This window comes from Stenotrophomonas maltophilia, assembly GCF_900186865.1.
GTDB classification, from domain to species: domain Bacteria; phylum Pseudomonadota; class Gammaproteobacteria; order Xanthomonadales; family Xanthomonadaceae; genus Stenotrophomonas; species Stenotrophomonas maltophilia.
In genome coordinates this window covers 1,485,083-1,506,345 of sequence record NZ_LT906480.1, presented here as the reverse complement: position 1 = coordinate 1,506,345, position 21,263 = coordinate 1,485,083, and the positions used below count along the sequence as shown (strand labels likewise).

The window sequence follows — 21,263 nt, the reverse complement described above, 5'->3', positions numbered from 1 at the left end:
TCAATGGTCTTCTTCGACGGTGGATTTTTCGATGTCGGCCTTGATCAGGAAGCTCTGGGCCACCACCACCTGTTCACCGGCCTTGAGCCCTTCCAGCACTTCGGCGCGCTCAGCGTCGCGGCGCCCCAGCTTGACCGACCGGGTGTGGTAGGTCTCTCCCTGCTGCACGTAGACCACGTCCTGGTCTTCTGCGGTCTGCAGCGCGGTGATCGGCACCACCAGTGCCGCCGACTGGCGATCCACGGTGACCCGCGCCTTGACCGCCGAACCCGGCCGCCACAGGCCATCGGTGTTGGCCACGGTGGCGCGCGCAATGGTGCTTTGGCTGGCCGTGGCGGTGCCGGGCAGGACGCGCTCCAAGGTGGTCTGCGCGGTGACGCCATCGCTCAAGCGGGTGACCGTCACCGGTACGCCGGCACCGATGTGCTGGACGTCGGCCCCAAAGATGTGCAGGTCCACCCACAGGGTGGACAGGTCGGCGACCTCGAACAGTGGCGCGCCCTCAGCAGCCGCCATGCCCACAGCGGCCGTACGCGCCATGACCACGCCACTGATCGGCGCGGTGACGGTATAGGTGGTCAGGCTCAGATTGCTCTCTACCGTGGCCAGTGCCTGGCCGGCCCGTACCTGATCGCCCACGCCGGCTCGCACGGAGCGGACCGGTCCGGGGAAGCGTGCAGTGACCTGCGCGATGCGCCCATCGATGGGGGTGAGCAGCCCTTGCACCTCATGCTCGTCAGCAATCTCACCGGGGCCTGCCGGCGCGACCTGGATACCCGCCGCCTGCGCCGCCTTGGCGGCAATCTTGGTTTCCAGCGGCGCTTCCTCGTGCTCGCCGTGCTCTTCGCCCTCAGCGGCGGCGCCGCCCTCAGAGGCTTCGTTGGGGGTCGACGCGTTGCAGGCGGCCAGCATCAGGGCCATGCCCAGTGCGGTCCAGGAAAAGCGATTCATGGGGTCTCTCCGGTGGAAGCGGCCGCCGGCGGCGTGACAAGCGCCTGGCCGGTCAGTCGTTGAATTTCGATCAGGGCGCGCTGCGCATCCAAGGCGACGTCAAGCTGCTGCTGGGCCATGGCCGTGCGTTCGGATTGCAACTGTGCCCATTCCAGATAGCTGATCGCGCCGGCGCGATAGGCCCGCTCGGCAGCCTGCTCGGCCCGGGCCAACTTCGGCAGTACGTCTCCTTGCAGCCGCGCCACCTCGGCCTGCGCCACGGTGTAGCGGCCATGGGCCTCGACCAGCGTGGAGTACAGCGACAGGCCCTTGGCCTCGCGCTCGATCGTCAGGACCTCCAGCTCGGCTTCGCCGGCGCGGATCTCTGGCTGTGCGCGGCTGCGGCTGCCCAGCGGTATGGACATGCTAGCGACCAGTGCAGTGTCGTCGGTCTCCTGCAGGCGGCGCACGCCGAGCTGCCAGGACAGGTCCGGTGAGGCCGCTGAACGTGCCAGCTGCAGTCGTGCCTGCGCGATCCGTCGGGCGTCGGCAAACTGCGCCAGTTCCGGAGTCCGCTCCAGCTCATCGGCCAGCGTCTGCATGGAGGCGATCGCCGGCAGGGCCATCGGATCGGCCGGAGCCACCTCGAAGGTGGGAGTACGTTCGCCCCACAGCGCGGCCAGATGCTGACGGGCGGCCAATCGCTGTTGCTCGGCCCGATCACGCGTCAGCTCGGCCCGCGCCAGCGCTGCCTGCGCGGTGAGCAGCACCGATTCGGGTGAAGCGCCGGCCTGCAGGCGTTGCCGGGCAGCGGCCACGGTTCGCTGGCGCTGGCCAACATCCATGTCCGCCAGGCTGTGTTGCCGGTCGGCACCGACAACGGCCAAATAGCGCTGCGCCGTCTCGGCGAGCAAGTCCAGCCGCCCGGTCTCGCGCTGCACGGCCAGTGCATCAATCCGGCTTTGGGCCAAGGTGCGCCGGGCGTCGAGCTTGCCGCCGCGCTCCAGCACCGAGCTCAGGCTCAAGGTCAACTCGGCGCTGTCCAGACCGCGGGCCGCGCCAGTGCCCAACGCATTTTCGACCTCGGCACCGAGCGTCCACGGTGGGCGCTGCACCGCCTGGTCGCGCTCGGCAGCGAGCACGGTGGCCCGCGCATCGACCAAGCGCAGCTCGGGGTGGGTTTGGGCCACGCGCGCGAACGCGTCGTCCAAGGTCATCAGTTCGGCCGCTGCCGCCGGCGTTGTCGCCGCAGTCAGCAGCAGCCATGCGGCCAAGGCCGCCAATCGCACATGCATGGAAGTACTCCGAAGGGTTTCGACATCAACAAACGATCACCAACCGCGCACAGCAGCAGGTCGCTAGGCCGGCGCTGCCGGCGGAGATCACCCTGCGATCGGAGGCCGGAACGGCGCGACCGGCTGCTCGTGCGGATACGGGACCGTGTTGACGTGCATCACCGACAAATGCCGGCCGATGTCCGCAACGGACAGCAGGATCTCAGGGGGCTGTGCGGCTTGGCTGCAGCACAGCGCCAGCTGGTGAAGCCGGTGCAAGGCGGCGCCGATGCCACGCTCAGGTGCTGGTGCGACCACTGCCGGCCCATGGGCGGCAATGGTCGGATGGATGTGAACGTGCAGTTCGCTCGCCAGACCCAAGACCGGCTGGACTAGCAAACCCATCGCCAGCTGCGCCAGCAGCAGCCAGCGTAGGCCCGTCCGCAGCCGGCCACGGGCGGTCATGCAGGGGTCTTGCGCGCGTCGGCACGTGCCCGGCGGGCATCACCCAGGATCTCGAAGGCTTCCTTGATCACATACAGACCGATCAGGGCGCCGATCACGAAATCCGGGTACGGGCTAGCCAACCACCACACCAACAGGCCGGCCAGGATCACCCCAACATTGGCCACCACATCGGCGCGGGTGAACAACCAGGTCGCCCGCAGGTGCACCTCGCCGGACTTCAGCGGCGCCAGCATGCGCAGCACCGTCACGTTGACCACCAGCGACAGCAGGGCGGTGCCAATCATCCAGCCGCTGACCGGCTCGGCACCGAACATTACGCGGCGGCCGACCTCGGCCAACACGCCCACACCCAGCACAAGCAGCACGCTGCCGCTGACCCACGCGGCATTGGCCTTGAAGCGCGCCGTGCGCCCGATAGCGACCAGGCCAATGGCATAGGCGGTGGCATCGGACAGCATGTCCAGAGCGTCGGCCAGTAGGCCAGTGGAATGGGCAATCCAGCCGGCGATGCCGCCGATCACGGCCATCGCCGCGTTCAATGCTAAGGCGATCCAAAGGACGCGCTGCTCCTGCGCATTCTTGGCCTCGTGGTGGCAGCCACAATCACTCATCGGAACATCTCCATTCGCAAGGAAGCCGGGCCCGGGCGGGACGCTGGCATGACACAGCCGGTGAGGGTAAAGTCCGTAGCTACTACGGAGTCAAGCGTACTACGAATGAAAATCAGTGAGGCTGCCGACGCCAGTGGGTGCCATCTGGAGACCATCCGCTATTACGAGCGGATCGGCCTGCTGCCGCGCCCGGGGCGCTCGGGCAATGGCTACCGGGTCTATGGCCCGGCCGACATCGAGCGACTGCGCTTCATTGCGCGCGGCCGGGACCTGGGCTTCAGCCTGGAGGAGGTCCGCAGCCTGCTGCAGTTGGCGGGCGATGAAGAGCTTTCATGCGGGGACGTGGATCGGCTGGCCCGCAGCCATCTGACCGACGTGCGGGCGCGCATGGCCGACCTGCAGCGCATGGCAAGCGAGCTGGAACGGGTGATTGCCAGTTGCCACGGCGGGCAGCGGGCTGAATGCACCATCCTGTCAACGCTGCGGCAGCCGGCCTCGGTGGAGGCCACGCGCCAGTGACCGAACTGGACCGCTACCTCGATGCGGCCACGCGCCAGAACACGGTGCGCAGCTATGCGTCGGCGCTGCGGCACTTTGAAGTCGAGTGGCAAGGACACCTCCCAGCGACACCGGACAGCGTGGCCCGCTACCTGGCCGCGTATGCGCAGACCCTGGCCACCAGCACCCTTCGCCACCGGCTGGCCGCCATTGCCTCTTGGCACCGCGACCACGGCTTTGTCGACCCGACCCGGTCGCCGCTGGTGCGCAAGGTGCTCAAAGGCATCCAGACCCTGCACTCGGGCCAGGTCAAGCAAGCCGCGCCGCTGCAGATTCGGCGGCTGGTCGAGCTCGATGACTGGTTGGCTGCCGCGATCGCTGCGGCGCATGCCCGGGGCGATGGAGCGGCAGCGCTTCGCCACCAACGGGACCGAGCGCTGGTGCTGCTCGGATTCTGGCGTGGCTTTCGCGGCGATGAACTGCTGCGGCTGGAAGTGGCCCATCTCACGCTGGTGCCGGGACAGGGGATGACCTGCTTCCTGCCGCGCAGCAAGGGCGATAGGCAGGCCGCCGGCGTCACCTACAAAGTGCCAGCGTTGTCGCGGCTGTGTCCGGTGGAGGCGACCCAGACGTGGCTGCAGGCGGCCGACCTGCACGAAGGGCCGGTGTTTCGGGCGGTTAACCAATGGGGCCAGGTGAGCGCCGAGGGCCTGCATCCCAACAGTTTGGTGCGCTTGCTGCGCGAGTTGCTGGCCAGTGCCGGGTTTGCCGATGCTGGGCTCCACAGCAGCCACTCGCTGCGCCGCGGGTTTGCCAGCTGGGCCAACGACCAAGGCTGGGATATGAAGGCGCTGATGGAGTACGTGGGCTGGCGCGATGTGCACTCGGCCATGCGTTACCTGGACGGGCGTGACCCGTTCGCCCGGGATCGCATTGAAGCGAGCCTGCCCAGCCCAACCGCGCCAGCTCCGACGATGGTGCTGCCGGCGCCCGAGGGCAAATCTGCCCTGCAGCTGCGCCTACGCCTGGTGCTGACCCCGTTTGCCCGCGCCGGCCGCGGCGCGGCCAGGGCCCGAGGCCGGATCGAAGAGATCTGCTTGGCCCCGTTCCAGGCTATGCGCCTGAACACCGCCAGCAGCGAGTACCGGTTGACTGTTCCCACCGATCCCGACCGGGATCTGGATGAAATCCTGGCCACGTTGCTCGATGACATGCACCGCATGGCCGATACGCACCAGTGTTTCCTGGAAGCGTCACTCAGTACAGACGACGGCCGGCACTGGGACTGATTCCCCTCACAACCTCCGGATCCAATGGCTACCCTTCACGAGACCGCTTACCCGCGACTGAAGCCTGATCCCACCGCCAAGGAACTGGAGGAGGTCTATACCCCTACCGCAGCTGAAATCGCCTTTGCCAAGCAGCTGACTGCCCAGCCGGGTCCGCAGCTGGCGGTACTGATCCATCTCAAGCTCTTCCAACGCTTAGGCTACTTCACGCTGTTGGCGGAGGTGCCTGAGCGGATCCGGCAGCACATCGCCAAGGCCGCACGTCTCGGCCGGGTGCTGGCCTCCGACCAGCTCGAACGCTATGACGTCTCCGGCAGCAAGCGCCGGCATATGCCACAACTTCGGAAGTTCATTGGGGTACGTCCCTTGGACAAGTCGGGGCTGGCTTGGCTGGATACGGTGGCCACCGCCGCAGCCCAGACCAAGCACACCATCCCAGACATCGTGAACGTCCTGCTTGAAGAGCTGGTGCACCATCGCTACGAACTGCCTGGCTTCCGCACCCTGGAGCTGGCCGCCATCGGTGCCCGCGAGCGGGTCAATTTGGGGTACTACCGCAGCATCAGCCATGCACTGACGCCTGCCACGCGCACGCTCATTGATGAACTGCTGCGCGCACCGGAAGGGTCCAGGTTCACCGGCTGGCACTCGCTCAAGCGCGAGCCTGGCCGCCCGACCAACAAGGAGGTCCGGTTCTATCTGCAGCACATCCGCATGCTGCAGCAGTTGGCCGAGCAACTGCCTCCCATCGATGTGCCGGTGCCCAAGCTCAAGCAATTCCGTGCAATGGCTCGTGCGTACGACGCCAGCGAGTTGGCCGAATTGGCTCCGGACAAGCGCTATGCGTTGGCCACCATCTTCATTCGCGCCCAGCATGCCAAGACGCTGGATGACGCAGCCGAGCTGTTCATCAAGCAGGTGCGCGGGCTGGAGAACACGGCCCAGCAAAAGCTGCTGGCCTACCAGCTCGAACATGCCAAGCGGGCCGACTTCCTGATCGGCCAGCTCAAGGAAATCCTGCAGGCCTATCAGCTCGACGGCAGCGATAGTCAGCGCGTGGATGCCATCGATAACAGTCTGGAAGCGGAAGTGTCGACCTTGTTGGCCGAATGCGAAGAACATATGGCATACGCAGGAAAGAACTATCTGCCTTTCATGCTGCAACCCTACGGCGCGGTCAGGCCGCTGCTGTTCAATGGGCTGGAGCTGATGAACTTGCGGGCAACCAGCCACGATGCCGGCATGGAGCCGTTGATTGCAGCGGTGCTGTCGCTGCGCAACCAACGCCGTGAGCTGATCGAGGTCGCATCCCTCGGCCTGGACCCGGAAAAGGACTTCGATTGGATGTCCAAGCTCTGGCGTCAGCACGTGTTTGGCAAGCGGGCCAGCGCGGCAGGCGCCGGCTGGATGCACCGTAAGTACTTCGAGCTGGCCGTGCTGGTGCAGGTCAAGGACGAACTGAAGTCGGGAGATCTCTTCATCCCGAGCAGCGAACGATTTGACGACTACCGCGAGCAGCTGGTCGATGAAGCCACCTTGGCCCAGGAACTGGAAGCCTATGGCCAGGTGTCAGGCTTGCCCACCGACGCTGCGACTTTCGTGGCCGGGTTGCGCGCACAACTGACCGACTTGGCCGACGAAGTTGACGAGCGTTTCCCCGAGAATGTTCATGCGGACATTCTGGAAGGACGCCTGGTACTGCGGAAGGGGCAACGCGCCGAGGTCTCAAGCGCCATTGCCACCGTGGACCGCCTCATCGCCGAACGGCTCCCGGAGTCCAGCATCGTCGATGTCCTGATCGACGCCAGCCAATGGCTGGATCTGCACCGATTCTTCCGTCCGATCGCCGGCACCGAGAGCCAGGTTGAAGATCTCCCTCGACGGGTGATCACCACGCTGTTTTGCTATGGCTGCAACTTGGGTCCGACGCAGACGGCGCGGTCGATCAAGGGCTTCAGCCGTCGCCAGGTCGCTTGGCTCAACCTCAAATACGTGACCGAAGATGTCCTTGAGAAGGCCATCGTGGAGGTCATCAATACCTACAACAAATTTGACCTGCCGGGCTATTGGGGCAGCGGCAAGAGCGCGTCAGCAGATGGCACCAAGTGGAGCGTGTACGAGGACAACCTGCTGTCGGAGTACCACATCCGCTACGGCGGCTACGGCGGCATCGGCTACTACCATGTGTCCGACAAATACGTGGCGCTGTTCAGCCACTTCATTCCCTGTGGCGTGCACGAGGGCATCTACATCCTCGATGGCCTGCTGGCCAACACGTCCGACATCCAGCCCGAGATCGTCCATGGCGACACGCAGGCCCAAAGCTATCCGGTCTTCGGTTTGGCCCACATGCTGGGCATCCAGCTGATGCCCAGGATACGAAACATCAAGGATCTCACATTCTTCCGGCCTGAACCTGGCAGGACCTATAAGAACATCCAGGCACTGTTCGGAGACAGCATCGACTGGCAACTGATCGCCACCCATCTCCACGACATGCTGCGGGTAGTGATCTCGATCCGATTGGGGAAGATCACCGCGTCCTCGATCCTGCGCCGGCTGGGCACCTACAGCCGGAAGAACAAGCTGTACTTCGCCTTCCGGGAACTTGGCAAGGCCGTCCGACCGCTGTTCTTGCTGCGCTACATCGATGACAACGAGATTCGGAAAACGATCCATGCTGCGACCAACAAGAGCGAGGAGTACAACGGCTTCGTAAAATGGGTGTTCTTTGGCAGCCAGGGGATCATTGCTGAGAACGTCCAACACGAGCAGCGCAAGATCATCAAGTACAGCCAGCTGGTCGCTAACATGATCATCCTCCACAACGTAGAAGGCATGAGCCGGACCTTGGCTGAGATGCGGAAGGAGGGAGTTGAACTGACGCCCGAGATCCTGGCCGGACTGTCGCCGTTTCGGACCAGCCACATCAACCGCTTCGGCGACTACCATCTCGACCTTGATAGGGAAGTGGCGCCGCTGAGCTATACAGCGAAAGTCCTTGAACAGGCCCCATAGACGGGGAGATGCGCTATCGGGACAAGGCAATTATCATTGCGTTTCAATCGCTTAGGTGGTTTTTGGCCCTGTACGTAACGATTCCCTGCCGACCCTCAGCCTACGTCTCGGACACGGACGCGAGCTGGCTTTCCGTCGCGGCCATCAGCACGGCGGTACTGCAACTAAGCGCGCTGGCGATCTTGAAGATGATCGCCAGCGTGGGCATGTGCTCGCCACGCTCGACCTTGCCCATATGGGAACGCTCGATGCCAGCTAGGTTGGCCAGCGATTCCTGCGCAATCCCGCGTTCCATCCGCAGCGCACGCACCGCCGCGCCGAAGGCTTGCGCCAGCTCGGCATCGAAGGTGGTGGCACCGGCCGGTCGGCCGGGTTGAACGGATCGCTTCTGCATGGACAGAAGCGTCCAGTCGCGGGACAATTAAAACCACGTTATCTTTAACTCATGGCAGTAATTTAGTCCGCTTCCGTGCTTTTGCTGAAATCCGCAACTGCGGATTTCACCGGAACCGGGGAGTCGCATCCGTGTCTTTCCTGACCTGCGTAATTCCGCTTCTGCGTTTCCGTGCATGTACGCATTCGATGGCTTGCGCCTTCGTGCTTTCCCGCCAAAGCACGCATCCGCTTCGGCGGTTCCGCGCTTCGATGGAAAATCGTATCCGTGCATCCTCGGATGCGTGGGGATTCGGGCCATGACCCAGCCGCTCGTCACCGCTGAACAGCGGGCGCAACTGCTCGCCGTCGGCGCGGCACGCGCCGCTGACCGGGGCATCGACCCGATGCCGGCGGTGCGACTGTTCACCCCTGACGCGCACGCCACCTGGCTGCTGGCCGCGCTCGACCCGGCCGATGGCGATACGGCATGGGGACTGATCGACCTGGGAATAGGCATGCCCGGCCTGGGCCATGTGAAGCTGTCCGATCTGGCGTCCATCGTTGGGCCGCACCAGCAACCGGTGATGCGCGATCGCTACTTCCAGCCGGCGCGGCCGCTGTCGGAGTACCTGCGGCTGGCCGAGGAAAACGGCTCGATCACCGACTAACCAACCCCCAGCCAACGACAGCGCATTCTGACTATTTCAGTCTTACCCAAGACCTGATTGGTCTGAATCCACACTCTTGCACCGAAGTGGTGCGCTTCTGATGCAAACAGTCATGATCTTTGGCGCGGGCTGCTGCACGGTGCTTCATGCTGCGCGCCATTTTCGTGGCGGCGCAGCCGTCGCATTCAGACGATTTCCGCAATGCCCTGGAGCGAATCAGTCTTGACACCAGCAGTTACAGCTTATCCCGATTTCGATGACGACTTGATGGCGACTCGATAGCTCCCGCACGGCGGAATCCGTGGCGACGTTCCTGCTGAATGACAGGAGGCTGCGTCATGGCTGACCCGAGCGCCGAACACTGGTATCCGACCGCCGCGTATCTCTACACGCTGCACCTCGACGGCCCCGCGCTGGCGTGGGAATACCTGCGTCGCCACCCCGACTACCGCCGCGACTGGCTGCGCCGGCGCCGCCGGCCAGAGGCCGCCGGGCGCTGGGGACTGCGCCTGCTGGAAGATCCCGCCCTGGATGCGCGCGACGCGCATCCGGCCTGGTTCCCCGATCACGATGCGGTGGTGCAGCTCTACCCGGACGCCGACCCGCCACCCGACGCGGTGGCCTTCGCGTTCTGGCGCCTCCCCGGCCAGAAGCACCTGATCCACGATGGCAAGCGCCTGGTGCTGCTGACACGCTGGCCGGGCTGCTGCCTGCGGCTGGTGATCGCTCCCGGCCTGGCCGACGGCATGGCTTACGCCTATGCCATTCGCGCCTGCGCCGCATCCTGCGGACGCTATCAGGCGCTGGCGGCCGAACTGGACAAGCTGGCCGCCGCTGGCGATGCAGCGCCGGCGGGAACGGCACGGTCGCGGCCGACACCCACTGCGCTGCTGGAGTTGAACACGCTCCAGGCGCTCGATGGCACCCTTGCGGGCGCATCCCTGCGCGACGTGGCCGAAGGGCTGTTCGGCGTCGATGCCGTCGCCGACGACTGGTACGCCGACAGCGCCTTGCGCGCCCGCGTTCGCCGGCTGGTACGCCGGGGCGATGCGCTGATGCGCGGCGGCTACCGCCGCCTTGCACAGCTTCCGCCCGTTGCACAGGGACGCGCTGCATCCCCTGCAAAACGTCCCTGAGCAGGAAGCCTTGCTTTCTTGAAAGTGCCTCTATCCGGCCGCGTGGTGTGGCCGGGCTTGATGGAGGTACATCCCATGCGACCCGCTCCCTTGCGGCCTGCCGCCGCTGCTGTCGCTGCGCCCGTGCAGCCCCAACGCTACCTGACCAACGACGAAGCCGCCGAATACTTGCGGCTGTCGCCGCGCACGCTGGAGAAACAGCGCGTGATGGGCGGCGGCCCGAAGTTCCGCAAGTTCGGCCGCCGCGTCATGTACGCGGTGGCCGACCTCGATGCCTGGGCCGACCAGCGCAGCTACGAGGCCACGTCCGACCCGGAATATGCCGAGCGTCATGCGGGCGACTACCGTGATGGCCGCTGATCGTCGGCTCGCCGGTGGCCATCGTCATGTCCAGCCCATCGCTGCCACCGGGGCAGCGATCGCAGCAGCGGGAACAGCTCGACCTGTTCCGTGCGCTACCGGGCGACGGCATGGCGCCGCGCGACAGTCAGGACTTGATGGCCTTTCCGTTCTTCTCGTTGGCGAAGTCGCGGCGCACCGCGCCGATCGACTTCCGCAGCGGGAACATCACCATCCGCGTGGAAGGCACGGCCGAGCATGGCATCGCCACGATATGGGATGCCGACGTTCTGATTTGGGCGGCCTCGCAGATCGTGGAGGCGCGCGACGCGGGCATTCGCCCGTCGCGCTTGATACACGCCACGCCCTACGAGATCCTGCGCTTCATCGGGCGCGGCACGTCCCTCAACGACTATCAGCGCTTGAAAGCTGCACTCGACCGGCTGCAATCGACCAGCGTGGCGACTTCCATCCGCGAAACCACCGGCCGGCGCTTGCACCGCTTTTCGTGGGTGAACGAATGGCGCGAGCTGGCCGACGCCAGCGGCACGCCGCTGGGCATCGAGCTGATCCTGCCGGACTGGTTCTATGCCGGCGTGCTCGACGCCGCCCTGGTGCTGACCATCGACCCGGCCTATTTCCGCTTGAAAGGCGGCATCGAACGCTGGCTGTACCGCCTCGTGCGCAAGCACGGCGGGCGGCAGGAACACGGCTGGCAATTCGACTTCCGGCACCTGCACCGCAAGTCCGGCAGCGCGGCGCGCTTCTCGGACTTCGCCTACGACCTGCGCGTGCTGGTTGCGCGGCAGTCGTTGCCCGGCTACGTCCTGGGCATCGAGTCGATGCCGGACGAAAAGCTGGAACTGCTGACATTCCGGCCCGTGCCTTCAACGGCACGGGGATAACTGCGGTAAAAGCTGTGGACGGCCTCGTGCTATCAGGAGTACCGGGTATCGTGCTATCAGGAGTACGACCCTCGTGCTATCAGGAGTACGAAAACGCCGCAAAGCCAGTAACGGCGCGGGTTTGCGTCCCCTCTAACTTACCTAACTATAAATCTCTAACTTTTAGTAGAAGCGCGCCGCTTCGGTGGACAACCACCAGACGGCACGGCGGACAGCGTTTCGCACGGCAGGCAAAGCCTGGCTTTCCAGCGTGGAGGGCCACGCAATGATCGTCGCGCTGCTGAACCAGAAAGGCGGCGTCGGCAAGACCACACTCGCCACCCACATCGCCGGCGAGCTGGCGATGCGCGGTCTGCACGTCATCCTGCTGGACGCCGACCCGCAGGGTTCCTCGCTGGACTGGACGCAGCGCAGAAGCCAGCAGGGCTTGCCACGGCTGTTCAGCGCCGTGGGCCTGGCCCGCGAAACGCTGCACCAGGAAGCGCCAGAACTCGCCCGCCGCGCAGATCACGTCATCATCGACGGGCCGCCACGCATCGCCGCCTTGGCGCGCTCCGCGCTGCTGGCGGCCGAGCGCGTGCTGATCCCGGTGCAGCCCAGCCCTTACGACTTGTGGGCCAGCGCCGAGATGGTGGCGCTGATCCGCGAGGCGCAAGTCTTTCGGCCTGCGCTGCGCGCGGCCTTCGTCATCAACCGGCGCGTCAGTACCACCATCATCGGCAGGGAAGCACGGCAATCGCTAGCCGAACAGCCGCTGCCTGCGCTGCGCAGCGAAGTGCGCCAGCGCATCGTCTTCGCCGACAGCGTGGCCGCTGGCCGGCTCGCCCGCGAAACCGCGCCCGACAGCGCCGCCGCACGCGAGATCGCCGCGCTCACCGATGAACTGCTGCGGTGGCCGACATGAGCGGCCCGCGCAGCAAGCGCGTCGGCATCGGCTCACGTCCGCCCGCGAATCCGCACGCCGAGGCGTGGATTCGCCAGGGCGATGCCGATGCGCTCAACAAAGGCGACCTCTACACCGCACGCCTGACGCTCGACGTGACGCCTGCGCTGCGCGCGCGCATCAAGATCGCAGCCTTCGGCCAGGGCGTGACCGTGGCCGAACTGCTGCGCGGCCTGCTGGAGCGGGAGTTTCCCGAGAACCGCATGGAGAGCACGCCATGAACGCATCCCTCGCGACCGCCGCGAACGCGGCCACGGCTACGCCGCCGCATTCGCTTCCAACACTCGCCGGCCGACCCGGCAACGTGCCGCTGACCCGCGTATCGCTCGCCTACATCGAGCCGCGCTTCAAGCTCTATCTGCGCTTCGGCGAACCTGCGCGCACGCTGCGGCTCGACCACTGGCGGCGCTGCGCGGTGTTCCTGCCGGGCGCGATGTTCTGCCGCATCCGCTGGGAAGCAAACGACTACGGCACGATCCGCTGGCAGCTCATGGTGATGCAGGCCGGCACGCCGCTGGACGACGTGCAGCGCATCCCCGGCGTGCGGCCCGGCGCACGCTTGCTGCTGCACGCCGAAGGCGAGAACGCTGTGCGTGCCGTGCTGGAACGCATCGACGGCATCGACGACGCGCAAGGCATCGCCGCCATCGACGTGTCGCCCGCGTACTGGCGCACGCTGGGCAACCGTCTGGCGGCCCGCCTGGCGCTGCCCGAATACACCGCCGAGCGGCACGCCGCCTGGCTGGCCGGGAGGGCGCTGCCATGACCGCTGATTCCAGCATCGCACGCACGCCCGAAGCCGCGCCGCTTCCTCGCTCGCGCCTGCGCGCTCGCATCGTGCTGGCGGGCTTCGCCGCCGTCGGCCTCGCTGCGCTGGCCTGGGCGGCTTTTGTGTCGCCGCTGCCGCGTCTGACTTACAACCCGTCCGACAGCGTGGCGGTCGGCTGGTATCGCATCGAACCGTTCGACCCGCGCACCGCCTCGCTACCACGTCCGTTGTCCGTGGACAGCATCGTGCTGGTGCCGCTGCCCGACAGGGCCGCCACGCTGGCTGCGAAGCGCGGCTACCTGCCGACGCGCGTGCCGCTGCTCAAACGTGTGGGCGCAGTCGCGCCGCAACACGTCTGCATCGTCGCCGGGCAGGTACGCATCGACGGCGTGCCTGCGGCCGCCGCGCTGCCTGCCGACCGGCTGGGCCGGCCGCTGCCATCCTTGCAGCTTTGCCGCCGCCTCGAACCGGGCGAGCTGTTCCTGTTGAGCGTGACCAATCCGGCGTCGTTCGACAGCCGCTATTTCGGCCCGGTCAGCGCATCCGCCGTGATCGGCGTCGCGCATCCGGTCTGGCTGGAGACACGCCCATGATGGCCGCCGATTCGCCGCACGTTGCCGTGCCTCTCATCGTGCCATCGAGCATGCCGTTCCGGCTGCTGCCGCCGTGTCGTCGCGCGTGCAGCGCGGGCGCATCCGCGCCGCACTTCGCGCAACATCCGGCGCAGCCGTCCAACGTACAGGCGTCTTGCCTCGAACGCGCCCGGCCTGCGGCCATTGGCGCGTTCGCCGGCGAGCTGGCTGCAAGCAGCGCAGCGCCGCCGGGCCGCCGATGCCCGGAGCGACAGCGAGGGGCAAAGGCGGAAGGCAAGACAAAAGGACGCGGCACCGGGCCGCGTCGAAAGCCTGTCTGCACATGGGGGTGGCGCGGCACGGAGCGGCTTTGCCACCGTGCCGCGTGGGGCGCGAGGCCCGCGCCAATGCAGGCATGTCCGCGTGCTTTGCACGACAGGACACGCCGTAGCTTGCGGGGAGCGCAGCCATGACCGACCGCCGCGACGACGATTTCCGCGTGCATCCCAGCGCCCCGAAGAACCGGGGCAAGGGCCAGGGACAGAGCTTCGTTTCCAAGGTGCTCAAGCAGGCTGGCAAGGCCAGCGGCGGCAAGTCCTCGATGCGCCATTCCGCAGCCGGCGGCGCACGCGTCGGCCAGCGGCCCGGCTCGCGCCTGGGGCGCGGCCACACGGCGGCGCGTTTCGCCGGGGCGAAGCTGACGCCCATGTCTCGGCGCGTGACCATCAAGACCCTGCTGGTCAATCAACGCAATGCCAGCCCGCAATCGCTCGCCAAGCATCTGCGCTACATCGAGCGCGACGGCGCCGGCCGCGATGGCGAACCTGGGCGGGCCTACGGGCCGCAGACCGACGAAGCCGACCTCGATGCCTTCAAGGAGCGGGCCGCCGACGACCGGCATCATTTCCGCTTTATCGTCTCACCGGAGGACGGCGCTGAGCTGGACGACCTGCGCACCTATACCCGGCATCTGTTGAACCGGATGGAAGCCGACCTGGGGACGCGGCTGGATTGGGTGGCGGTCGATCACTGGAACACCGACAACCCGCACACCCACCTGATCGTGCGCGGACGCGACGACACCGGCAAGGACCTCATCATCGCGGGCGACTACATCGCCCACGGTTTCCGCCATCGCGCCGCCGAGCTGGCGACGGAATGGCTGGGGCCGCGCACCGAACTGGAGATCCAGCAGATCTTGCAACGTGAGGTGGAACAGGAGCGGTGGACGAGCCTCGACCGTACCCTGCAACGCGAGGTCGACGAGGATGGCCTGGTGCAGATCGAACGCTTTAACCAACCCCGGCTGCAACGCCAGCGCCTGCTGCTGATCGGCCGCCTGCAACGCTTGCAGCGCCTGGGCCTGGCCGACGAGACGCAGCCCGGCACCTGGGCCGTCCATGCGGACGCGGAGAAGACCTTGCGCGCCCTGGGCGAGCGTGGCGACATTATCCGAACGATGCAGCGTGCCATGAGCGGCCAGCCGCGCGAGCTGGCGGTGTTCGAGCCGGGCGACGACGGCCGCACCATCGTCGGCCGCGTGTCTGCCAAGGGGCTGGCCGACGAACTGCATGACCGCGGCTATCTGGTCATCGACGGCGTGGACGGCAAGGCCCACTACGTCGCGTTGAACGCCCGCGACGAGCTGGCGAACTATCCCACCGGAGCCGTGGTGGAGGTACGCGGTTCCGCCGAGGTGCGGGCGGCCGACAAGAACATCGCCGCGCTGGCGAGCGATGGCCTGTACCGCACCGATCACCACTTGGCGATCGAGCAAGGCCGGGCCAAGCTCGGCCGCGACCCGCAGGAAGTCGTCGCGACCCACGTCCGCCGGCTGGAAGCCCTGCGCCGGGCCGGCATTGTGGAACGTGTGGCGGACGGACTATGGAAGGTGCCGGACGATCTGGCGGAGCGTGGCCGCCAGTACGACGCCCAGCGCCTGGGCGGCGTGGCGGTGGAGCTAAAATCGCACCTGTCCATCGAGCGGCAGGCCCGCGTGATCGGCGCGACCTGGCTGGATCAGCAGTTGATCGGGGGCGGCAAGGGGCTGGGCGACTTGGGCTTCGGTGGCGACACCAAGCAAGCCTTGCAGCAGCGTGCCGATTTCCTCGAAGAACAGGGGCTGGCCCAGCGGCGCGGGCAGCGCGTGATCCTGGCGCGCAACCTGCTAGGCACGCTGCGCAACCGGGAGCTGGCGCAGGTCGCCAAGGACATTGCCGCCGAAACTGGCCTGGAGCATCGCCTGGCGGCGGACGGGCAGCGGGTCACCGGTATCTACCGGCGCTCGGTCATGCTGGCGAGCGGGCGCTACGCCATGCTTGATGACGGCATGGGATTCAGCTTGGTGCCGTGGCGGCCGGTGATCGAGCAGCGGCTGGGACAGCAGCTTATCGCGACAGTGCGCGGCAGTGGCGTGTCGTGGGAAATAGGTCGGCAACGGGGCCCGTCGCCGGGTTGACTCGCCCATTTATGCGATCGAGAAACCGAACGAAGATACGCTTGGATCATCCTGCATAGATGTGCGCGCAAAGCCTGTGTGGATTCAACAGACGCATCCTCTTCAGGGCCTGCACCGGGCCGATCATGGCGCTCATCGTCAGCAGGCTGACCATGTTCAGCTCATCAAAGTGGGCATCGGTGGCTGTGCCGAGCATCAAAGCCACCCCTTTGTGCATGCGGGCCTTCGCGTGTGCGGCCAAGCTCGCACCTCCATGGCCTTCAGCCACCGCATAAAGGAACGTTCCGCGTGTGTTCTCAGCGTTGGAACAGGCCCGCGGCAGCGCGGAGGATGCTGTCTCTGGATATCACAGGCCGCGCATTGCGTTACTTGATGGTGCCAGCGCGGCTATCTGCATTGATGGCGTTGTGCCGACAGGATGACCTGGAAATCGTCGCTGGGGTTCCCGAGGTTCCACTGTTGCAGCAGATCAAGGGACTGAATGAAGATCTTTACGACGTCGGGTTCGCGCAGTCGTATGAAATGGGCGACGGCATCTTAGCCGAACTTACATGGAGTATGCCTCTGCGTGCTGCCATGCCGGCACCGCCTCTCTTGACGGCGTACAAGCGCGTCCCACTTGATAAGTGCCGCGCTATCCGCTGATGGATGTGATCCAGAGTTCTGCGGCTGCTAGAAGTCGCTAAATCGAGCAAGAAGCTGATTCCGTGCGGTGTCGTGCAGCGGCGAACTACACGAATACGCGGCCGGTGTCGGGCTCAGACTGCGCAATCAAGCACGGGGTTCATTGCTTCCCAAGACGTCGGATTCTGCGAACGACGCAGACGAAATCAGCAGCCACGAGGCTTGTAATTACGAAACGGTACGTATAGTATAGTGATAGTGGCGTAAGTCAATTCTTTGGGTGAGAGCGACTGTCTATGAACAGCCTGAAATATGAAGGTGCATTGAACCAGGCGCCGTCGCGCAGCCCTGGCCGCCCGCGTAGTGAAGCTTCGCGAGTCGCTGTGCTAAACGCGACGAGCAAATTGCTCGAAACGTCGAAGGTACGCGACTTGAGCATTGAGGCGATTGCCAGTGAAGCGGGCGTGAGCAAGGCAACCATCTACCGTTGGTGGCCGAATAAGAACTCAGTGGTCATCGACTCATTTATCGGCCAAATGCACCCAAGCACTCCAGAGCCCAGTGGCCGCTCAGCCATGGACACTCTGGCTGAACATCTGACAGTGCTAGTGAAGCAGTACGGGGGGGCGTTAGGTCGATTAGTTGCTGAGATACTGGCGGAAGGCCAGTCGGACCAGGTCCTTTGCAACGCGTTCCGAGAGCGCTTTTTCTTGCTCCGCCGCGCAGCCGTTCGTGCAGTGATAGAAAGAGGTGTTGCTACGGGCGAGTTTGTGGCTCGCCTCAATATTGACGCCACATTGGACGCGCTATATGGCGCGGTCTACTTCCGGCTGCTCATGGGTCACGAGCCACTTGATGCAAGATTTAGCAAGGCGCTGATTACGACCGCACGCACACTCCTGACATGTACACTCTTCAAAGGAGAGAGAGCTTGAACTCGTATCAACTCTTCTGCCGCGGTGAATCCGGCAACTCCTACAAAGTGGCCTTGATGCTCAACCTCCTAGGGGTTCGGTGGGAGCCTCGGTTTGAATCGCCCAGGGTTTTCTAGACAGTCGTCAGCCGTTTAGTGCGTACTGCTTCTCGAACTCTACCGGGGACAGCCCGTCGTTGGAACTGTGCCGCCGTTTTGGGTTGTAGAACATCTCGATGTACTGGAAGACGTCGGCCCGTGCCTCGTCGTGATTGCTGTAGATCCTCCGCTTAATACGCTCCCGCTTCAGTAGCTGGAAGAAGCTCTCCATCGCTGCGTTGTCATGGCAGTTTCCTCGTCGACTCATGCTGCACACGATGTCGTGCTCGCGCAGGAAGCTCTGCCAGTGTTCGCTGGTGAACTGGGTTCCCTGGTCGGAGTGAAGCAGAAGCCCGGGGCTTGGCTTGCGCCGCCACACTGCAGCCAATAGCGCCTGCAAAACCAGGTCCGTATGTTGAGTTGGTCGGGTTGCCCATCCAACGACCTGACGCGAAAACAGATCAAGCACTACCGCCAAGTACAGGAAGCCGTCGTACGTGCGGATGTAGGTGATGTCCGTGACCCACGCGCGATTTGGCTCACTGACTTTGAAGCCGCGAGCCAGAACGTTCTTGGCGACTGATCCAACAGGGCCGCTCAATGGGCGTGGTCGCCGACCGTAGCCGACCATTGCCCGCAGCCCCTCGCTCTTCATCAAGCGTGCCACGCGATGACGACTACACGTCTCGCCAAGCTCGCGCAGATCTGTGGTCACTTTGCGGTGGCCATACACAGAGCCGCTTTCCAGCCAGCTGTGCTTGATTAGGCCGAGCAACCGCTGATCGTCCTTGTCGCGAGCGCTTGCCGGCTCTTTTAGCCAGGCGTAGTAGCCACTGCGATGGACGCCAAGCATCCGACACATCGCCGCGAGGCCGAACTCATCTGCGTGTTGCTTCATGAAGGCGTACTTTGCTCTTACCCCTTTGCAAAGTACGCGGCGGCTTTTTTTAGGATGTCTCGCTCTTCAGTGACCCTGCGTAGCTCAGCCTTGAGGCGGCGCACTTCCGCGTTCTGGTCCTGCTCGACACGCCGGCCAACATCGCCTTTGCCTTGTTGCCGCTTCCAGCCGTAAAGACTATGGATCGACACGCCCAGTCGCTCGGCAACCTCCGCTACCGGACGGCCGTACTCAACGATCTGTCGGACCGCCTCGATCTTGAACTCATCGGTGTACCGCTTCGTGCTCATAACCACCTCCGCCTAAGCCATAGTTTATGGCTGCGAGGTGTCTACGGAACCCTGGGCGATTCAATTTTGACCTCCCACCATTAGCAGAAAATCAGAACCTCGCAAGGGAATTAAATAGAAGAAGACGGCTCTTGCCGCCTTTCTTTTTCCATGTCAAAACCGTTGTCGGATTCGAGGCTTCTGGCTTCCCTTTCCTCACCCTGGGCTTTCATGGCCGCACCGACTTGACGTTTGGCGTCGGCCCCAAATCCGCCTTCCGGTGGCTTCCAAGCATTGGCAGCGGGAAGGAGCTCGTCAAAAAGCTTGGATCGGTTGTGGGCACGAATGACCTGATCGGATTGATCATTACCTGGCCGCCCCAGAAGATCCGTGGGCGTTGTTCCTTCTAAATCGGGATCCTGAGGCGTGCGTCCAGCCTTTAGCAGGTCACCGGCCCATTCTGCATCGCCGCATGCAACAGCGAAGTGGAGCGGATACTCGGTCGCGGCCGTCAGGAAGGCCTCGTAGTCTTGCCGCTGTCGATGCGGGCGTCCTCCTTCCACTCATCTTAATTTGTCTCGTCGTCCCAATGCTCGTCAAAAGCGGCCTGGCGGAGCTCGTCGGGTAATCCCCCCATTTTTAGCAGCGGCCAAAAGTAGAAATAGGGATGGTCTGATCAATTCACACTGAGTCGTGGGTTTTCAGCGCCGGAGTCATCCTGGGCCTTCAGACGCGGCGGACTGCCATGTTTTCCGCTCTCGAAGTGCCCTTGCGGGCACCTCAAGACGGAGTTACCCCTGTGCCGCCAACAGCTTCCGGCGCACCATCCACAGGTTGGACAGCGCGAACAGGGTGAGCACCTGTGCCGTGTTCTTGATCAAGCCGAGATAGCGCACCTTGGTGTAGCCGAACTGCCGCTTGATCACCTGGAACGGATGCTCGACCTTCGCGCGCAGACTAGCCTTGCAGCGCTCCCAGCGCTCAACCTGTTCGAGCTCACGCGCGTTGCCAATGGGGAATTCAACCGGAGGATTGAAGAACGGGCTTGAAGGCTTGAGGATGAGCTACCTGGACCCGCAAACCGTCACGAGACCCCGATGGACTACCCTGACCTTGCCCCCCCTGGAGGAAATCTCCGGTCCGTTCGCCCTTCTTTCGAAGGGCCCAAAATTCATCGCCGCCTGGCTTGCCAAGCGCACTGAGGAGCGCTACCGGGAGTTCACCCGTGCCGCGCTTGAGGGTCAGGTGTTCCCCGAGAACGCGGAGGCCATGACCTCGGAAGATTTTCTGGCCATGCTGCGGGCATTGGAGATGGACATCGAGGCCGAGAAGGCCACCGTCTATGGCCGCCTTGCCTGTTCAATCGCTACCGGCAAAACCGCAGGCCATCTCAAGCGCCACTTCATTAAGGCGCTGAGCGACCTGTCGTTTGGCCAGGTCGATCTTCTGCGACGCGCTTTAATCACCGAGCGTCACCACGTGTTTCCTGGCACCGGCGGGGGTAACCTGGACCCAAAAGAATTCCTTGGACTGCAGTCGAAAAGCAGCATCAATCGCCAGACCTTTGAACGCTGGGGCCTGATCGAAGAGAAAGGACTGAGCCTCGCAGGCCGACGGTTCGTGGAGGCTTGTTTTACCAGCGATGAGTTGGCGCCCTCCTCAGTGGGCTTTCAGGAATGGGCCAAGGGTCGCATCCACATCGTTTGCAACGAGATGGGCGCGCCGAGCTGCCACAGCGTCCTGGTCCAACTGACCGAAGATGGGCACCGCCGGGCCATCCATGTCCACAACAGCGCAGCACTTCGGGGACGCTCCAACCGCCTGCTGACACCCGGCCCCGTCATGGTGGTCCTTCTCACCGATAAACCCCAGCGTCTCGCCGACGAATGGACCACGGTGGAAGACACCATCCGAGGAAGAGTCCTGGCCGTGGTGGCCACGACCGATCCGAATGCGCCGTTGCCCGTCGCCATGACGGGCTTGGAACGCATAGATGCGTCACCGGACCGTGCCGCAGAAGCCGTGACGGCGATACTGGAGCGCTTTGAAGCAAAAGGGTTACGGGGCACCTGAGACCGCGATGTTAAACCCGATTCGACCGGTCATTGGAAGTGGCCGCCAACTTTATGGCGGCCAACGAGCACTACTTACAGACCAAACGAGGCTTCACGGACAGCGACTTGCATGCCGGACAGAAGAGCCCCAAG

General features: G+C 64.5%; 23 protein-coding genes and 1 pseudogene. 15 read left to right on the top strand and 9 right to left on the bottom strand.

What is annotated here, in order from left to right; genetic code table 11:
- From CKW06_RS07285 to CKW06_RS07270, 4 genes are all read right to left on the bottom strand, one after another.
- Positions 1 to 951, bottom strand: a complete 951-nt coding sequence (locus CKW06_RS07285; RefSeq protein ID WP_024956705.1) for an efflux RND transporter periplasmic adaptor subunit — start codon at positions 949 to 951, stop codon at positions 1 to 3.
- Entirely contained in the window at positions 948 to 2,225 is a 1,278-nt protein-coding gene (locus tag CKW06_RS07280) for a TolC family protein (RefSeq protein WP_024956706.1), read from the bottom strand. The genes CKW06_RS07285 and CKW06_RS07280 overlap by 4 nt, the downstream gene beginning before the upstream one ends.
- 87 nt (positions 2,226 to 2,312) lie before the next feature.
- Positions 2,313 to 2,669 carry a hypothetical protein gene (locus CKW06_RS07275; RefSeq protein WP_024956707.1) on the bottom strand — a complete coding sequence of 119 codons (357 nt, stop codon included), beginning with the start codon at positions 2,667 to 2,669 and terminating at the stop codon, positions 2,313 to 2,315.
- Positions 2,666 to 3,283, bottom strand: a complete 618-nt coding sequence (locus CKW06_RS07270; RefSeq protein WP_024956708.1) for a cation efflux transmembrane domain-containing protein — start codon at positions 3,281 to 3,283, stop codon at positions 2,666 to 2,668. Before CKW06_RS07270 ends, CKW06_RS07275 begins: the two co-directional genes overlap by 4 nt.
- Before the next feature lie 105 nt (positions 3,284 to 3,388).
- Here CKW06_RS07270 and CKW06_RS07265 point away from each other — a divergent pair, with 105 nt between their 5' ends.
- From CKW06_RS07265 to CKW06_RS07255, 3 genes are read left to right on the top strand one after another with little or no spacing between them, the layout of a single operon-like run.
- A complete protein-coding gene (locus CKW06_RS07265) occupies positions 3,389 to 3,802 on the top strand; it encodes a MerR family transcriptional regulator (protein WP_014159616.1) in 414 nt (137 codons plus the stop codon).
- Positions 3,799 to 5,070 (top strand): site-specific integrase, encoded by a 1,272-nt coding sequence (locus tag CKW06_RS07260; RefSeq protein WP_024956709.1) that lies wholly within the window; start codon positions 3,799 to 3,801, stop codon positions 5,068 to 5,070. The genes CKW06_RS07265 and CKW06_RS07260 overlap by 4 nt, the downstream gene beginning before the upstream one ends.
- A gap of 24 nt (positions 5,071 to 5,094) precedes the next feature.
- The gene (locus tag CKW06_RS07255) at positions 5,095 to 8,088 is read left to right on the top strand and encodes a Tn3 family transposase (RefSeq protein ID WP_024956710.1); all 2,994 of its coding nucleotides are present in this window, start codon (positions 5,095 to 5,097) and stop codon (positions 8,086 to 8,088) included.
- Positions 8,089 to 8,188: 100 nt separating this feature from the next.
- On the opposite strand, the gene CKW06_RS07250 is transcribed toward CKW06_RS07255, so the two are convergent.
- A complete protein-coding gene (locus CKW06_RS07250; RefSeq protein WP_005304583.1) occupies positions 8,189 to 8,482 on the bottom strand; it encodes a helix-turn-helix domain-containing protein in 294 nt (97 codons plus the stop codon).
- A 298-nt stretch (positions 8,483 to 8,780) separates the two neighbouring features.
- On the opposite strand from CKW06_RS07250, the gene CKW06_RS07245 reads away from it, so the two are divergent.
- The 9 genes from CKW06_RS07245 (at position 8,781) to CKW06_RS07195 (ending at position 16,253) form a co-directional block, all read left to right on the top strand.
- Positions 8,781 to 9,131 (top strand): DUF2958 domain-containing protein, encoded by a 351-nt coding sequence (locus CKW06_RS07245; RefSeq protein ID WP_024956711.1) that lies wholly within the window; start codon positions 8,781 to 8,783, stop codon positions 9,129 to 9,131.
- Between the two features lie 338 nt (positions 9,132 to 9,469).
- Entirely contained in the window at positions 9,470 to 10,267 is a 798-nt protein-coding gene (locus CKW06_RS07240; protein ID WP_024956712.1) for a DUF2285 domain-containing protein, read from the top strand.
- A 75-nt stretch (positions 10,268 to 10,342) separates the two neighbouring features.
- Positions 10,343 to 10,627 (top strand): helix-turn-helix transcriptional regulator, encoded by a 285-nt coding sequence (locus CKW06_RS07235; RefSeq protein WP_024956713.1) that lies wholly within the window; start codon positions 10,343 to 10,345, stop codon positions 10,625 to 10,627.
- A gap of 14 nt (positions 10,628 to 10,641) precedes the next feature.
- A complete protein-coding gene (locus CKW06_RS07230) occupies positions 10,642 to 11,511 on the top strand; it encodes a replication initiator protein A (protein WP_024956714.1) in 870 nt (289 codons plus the stop codon).
- A gap of 265 nt (positions 11,512 to 11,776) precedes the next feature.
- A complete protein-coding gene (gene parA, locus CKW06_RS07220; RefSeq protein WP_024956715.1) occupies positions 11,777 to 12,415 on the top strand; it encodes a ParA family partition ATPase in 639 nt (212 codons plus the stop codon).
- The gene (locus tag CKW06_RS07215) at positions 12,412 to 12,675 is read left to right on the top strand and encodes a hypothetical protein (protein ID WP_032963389.1); all 264 of its coding nucleotides are present in this window, start codon (positions 12,412 to 12,414) and stop codon (positions 12,673 to 12,675) included. The genes parA and CKW06_RS07215 overlap by 4 nt, the downstream gene beginning before the upstream one ends.
- Positions 12,672 to 13,220 carry a DUF2840 domain-containing protein gene (locus CKW06_RS07210; RefSeq protein ID WP_024956717.1) on the top strand — a complete coding sequence of 183 codons (549 nt, stop codon included), beginning with the start codon at positions 12,672 to 12,674 and terminating at the stop codon, positions 13,218 to 13,220. Before CKW06_RS07215 ends, CKW06_RS07210 begins: the two co-directional genes overlap by 4 nt.
- On the top strand, positions 13,217 to 13,816 hold the full coding sequence (locus tag CKW06_RS07205; protein ID WP_024956718.1) for a S26 family signal peptidase: 600 nt from the start codon (positions 13,217 to 13,219) through the stop codon (positions 13,814 to 13,816). The genes CKW06_RS07210 and CKW06_RS07205 overlap by 4 nt, the downstream gene beginning before the upstream one ends.
- A gap of 448 nt (positions 13,817 to 14,264) precedes the next feature.
- Positions 14,265 to 16,253: a relaxase/mobilization nuclease domain-containing protein gene (locus tag CKW06_RS07195; RefSeq protein WP_024956719.1), complete on the top strand. Its 1,989-nt coding sequence runs from the start codon at positions 14,265 to 14,267 to the stop codon at positions 16,251 to 16,253.
- A 46-nt stretch (positions 16,254 to 16,299) separates the two neighbouring features.
- Here the strand turns inward: CKW06_RS07195 and CKW06_RS23520 are convergent, their stop codons facing one another.
- Positions 16,300 to 16,494 (bottom strand): hypothetical protein, encoded by a 195-nt coding sequence (locus tag CKW06_RS23520; protein WP_024956720.1) that lies wholly within the window; start codon positions 16,492 to 16,494, stop codon positions 16,300 to 16,302.
- Between the two features lie 89 nt (positions 16,495 to 16,583).
- On the opposite strand from CKW06_RS23520, the gene CKW06_RS07190 reads away from it, so the two are divergent.
- A complete protein-coding gene (locus CKW06_RS07190) occupies positions 16,584 to 16,898 on the top strand; it encodes a hypothetical protein (RefSeq protein ID WP_143568593.1) in 315 nt (104 codons plus the stop codon).
- 275 nt (positions 16,899 to 17,173) lie between these two features.
- Positions 17,174 to 17,812, top strand: a complete 639-nt coding sequence (locus CKW06_RS07185) for a TetR/AcrR family transcriptional regulator (RefSeq protein WP_050426940.1) — start codon at positions 17,174 to 17,176, stop codon at positions 17,810 to 17,812.
- Positions 17,813 to 17,935: 123 nt separating this feature from the next.
- Here the strand turns inward: CKW06_RS07185 and CKW06_RS07180 are convergent.
- From CKW06_RS07180 to CKW06_RS07170, 3 genes and pseudogenes are all read right to left on the bottom strand, one after another.
- A protein-coding gene (locus tag CKW06_RS07180) for an IS3-like element ISStma9 family transposase (protein ID WP_095052040.1) occupies positions 17,936 to 19,077 on the bottom strand; the annotation gives its coding sequence in 2 pieces (ribosomal slippage) (positions 17,936 to 18,840 and positions 18,840 to 19,077; 1,143 coding nt in all).
- A 110-nt stretch (positions 19,078 to 19,187) separates the two neighbouring features.
- Positions 19,188 to 19,619, bottom strand: a complete 432-nt coding sequence (locus CKW06_RS23515) for a hypothetical protein (protein ID WP_125892011.1) — start codon at positions 19,617 to 19,619, stop codon at positions 19,188 to 19,190.
- A gap of 228 nt (positions 19,620 to 19,847) precedes the next feature.
- A pseudogene (locus CKW06_RS07170) lies at positions 19,848 to 20,069 on the bottom strand (transposase); the annotation flags it as partial.
- Positions 20,070 to 20,115: 46 nt separating this feature from the next.
- Here CKW06_RS07170 and CKW06_RS07165 point away from each other — a divergent pair.
- Positions 20,116 to 21,129, top strand: a complete 1,014-nt coding sequence (locus CKW06_RS07165) for a hypothetical protein (protein WP_024956725.1) — start codon at positions 20,116 to 20,118, stop codon at positions 21,127 to 21,129.
- Positions 21,130 to 21,263: the final 134 nt, after the last annotated feature.

Coding starts and splice junctions, on each gene's coding strand:
- CKW06_RS07255 (WP_024956710.1), top strand. CDS start 5,095: ATGGCTACCCTTCACGAGACCGCTTACCCGCGACTGAAGCCTGATCCC.
- CKW06_RS07195 (WP_024956719.1), top strand. CDS start 14,265: ATGACCGACCGCCGCGACGACGATTTCCGCGTGCATCCCAGCGCCCCG.
- CKW06_RS07270 (WP_024956708.1), bottom strand. CDS start 3,283: ATGAGTGATTGTGGCTGCCACCACGAGGCCAAGAATGCGCAGGAGCAG.
- CKW06_RS07165 (WP_024956725.1), top strand. CDS start 20,116: ATGAGCTACCTGGACCCGCAAACCGTCACGAGACCCCGATGGACTACC.
- CKW06_RS07205 (WP_024956718.1), top strand. CDS start 13,217: ATGACCGCTGATTCCAGCATCGCACGCACGCCCGAAGCCGCGCCGCTT.
- CKW06_RS07240 (WP_024956712.1), top strand. CDS start 9,470: ATGGCTGACCCGAGCGCCGAACACTGGTATCCGACCGCCGCGTATCTC.
- CKW06_RS07245 (WP_024956711.1), top strand. CDS start 8,781: ATGACCCAGCCGCTCGTCACCGCTGAACAGCGGGCGCAACTGCTCGCC.
- CKW06_RS07215 (WP_032963389.1), top strand. CDS start 12,412: ATGAGCGGCCCGCGCAGCAAGCGCGTCGGCATCGGCTCACGTCCGCCC.
- CKW06_RS07250 (WP_005304583.1), bottom strand. CDS start 8,482: ATGCAGAAGCGATCCGTTCAACCCGGCCGACCGGCCGGTGCCACCACC.
- CKW06_RS07265 (WP_014159616.1), top strand. CDS start 3,389: ATGAAAATCAGTGAGGCTGCCGACGCCAGTGGGTGCCATCTGGAGACC.
- CKW06_RS07185 (WP_050426940.1), top strand. CDS start 17,174: ATGAACAGCCTGAAATATGAAGGTGCATTGAACCAGGCGCCGTCGCGC.
- CKW06_RS07275 (WP_024956707.1), bottom strand. CDS start 2,669: ATGACCGCCCGTGGCCGGCTGCGGACGGGCCTACGCTGGCTGCTGCTG.
- CKW06_RS07190 (WP_143568593.1), top strand. CDS start 16,584: ATGCTGTCTCTGGATATCACAGGCCGCGCATTGCGTTACTTGATGGTG.
- CKW06_RS07235 (WP_024956713.1), top strand. CDS start 10,343: ATGCGACCCGCTCCCTTGCGGCCTGCCGCCGCTGCTGTCGCTGCGCCC.
- CKW06_RS07210 (WP_024956717.1), top strand. CDS start 12,672: ATGAACGCATCCCTCGCGACCGCCGCGAACGCGGCCACGGCTACGCCG.
- parA (WP_024956715.1), top strand. CDS start 11,777: ATGATCGTCGCGCTGCTGAACCAGAAAGGCGGCGTCGGCAAGACCACA.
- CKW06_RS07285 (WP_024956705.1), bottom strand. CDS start 951: ATGAATCGCTTTTCCTGGACCGCACTGGGCATGGCCCTGATGCTGGCC.
- CKW06_RS07280 (WP_024956706.1), bottom strand. CDS start 2,225: ATGCATGTGCGATTGGCGGCCTTGGCCGCATGGCTGCTGCTGACTGCG.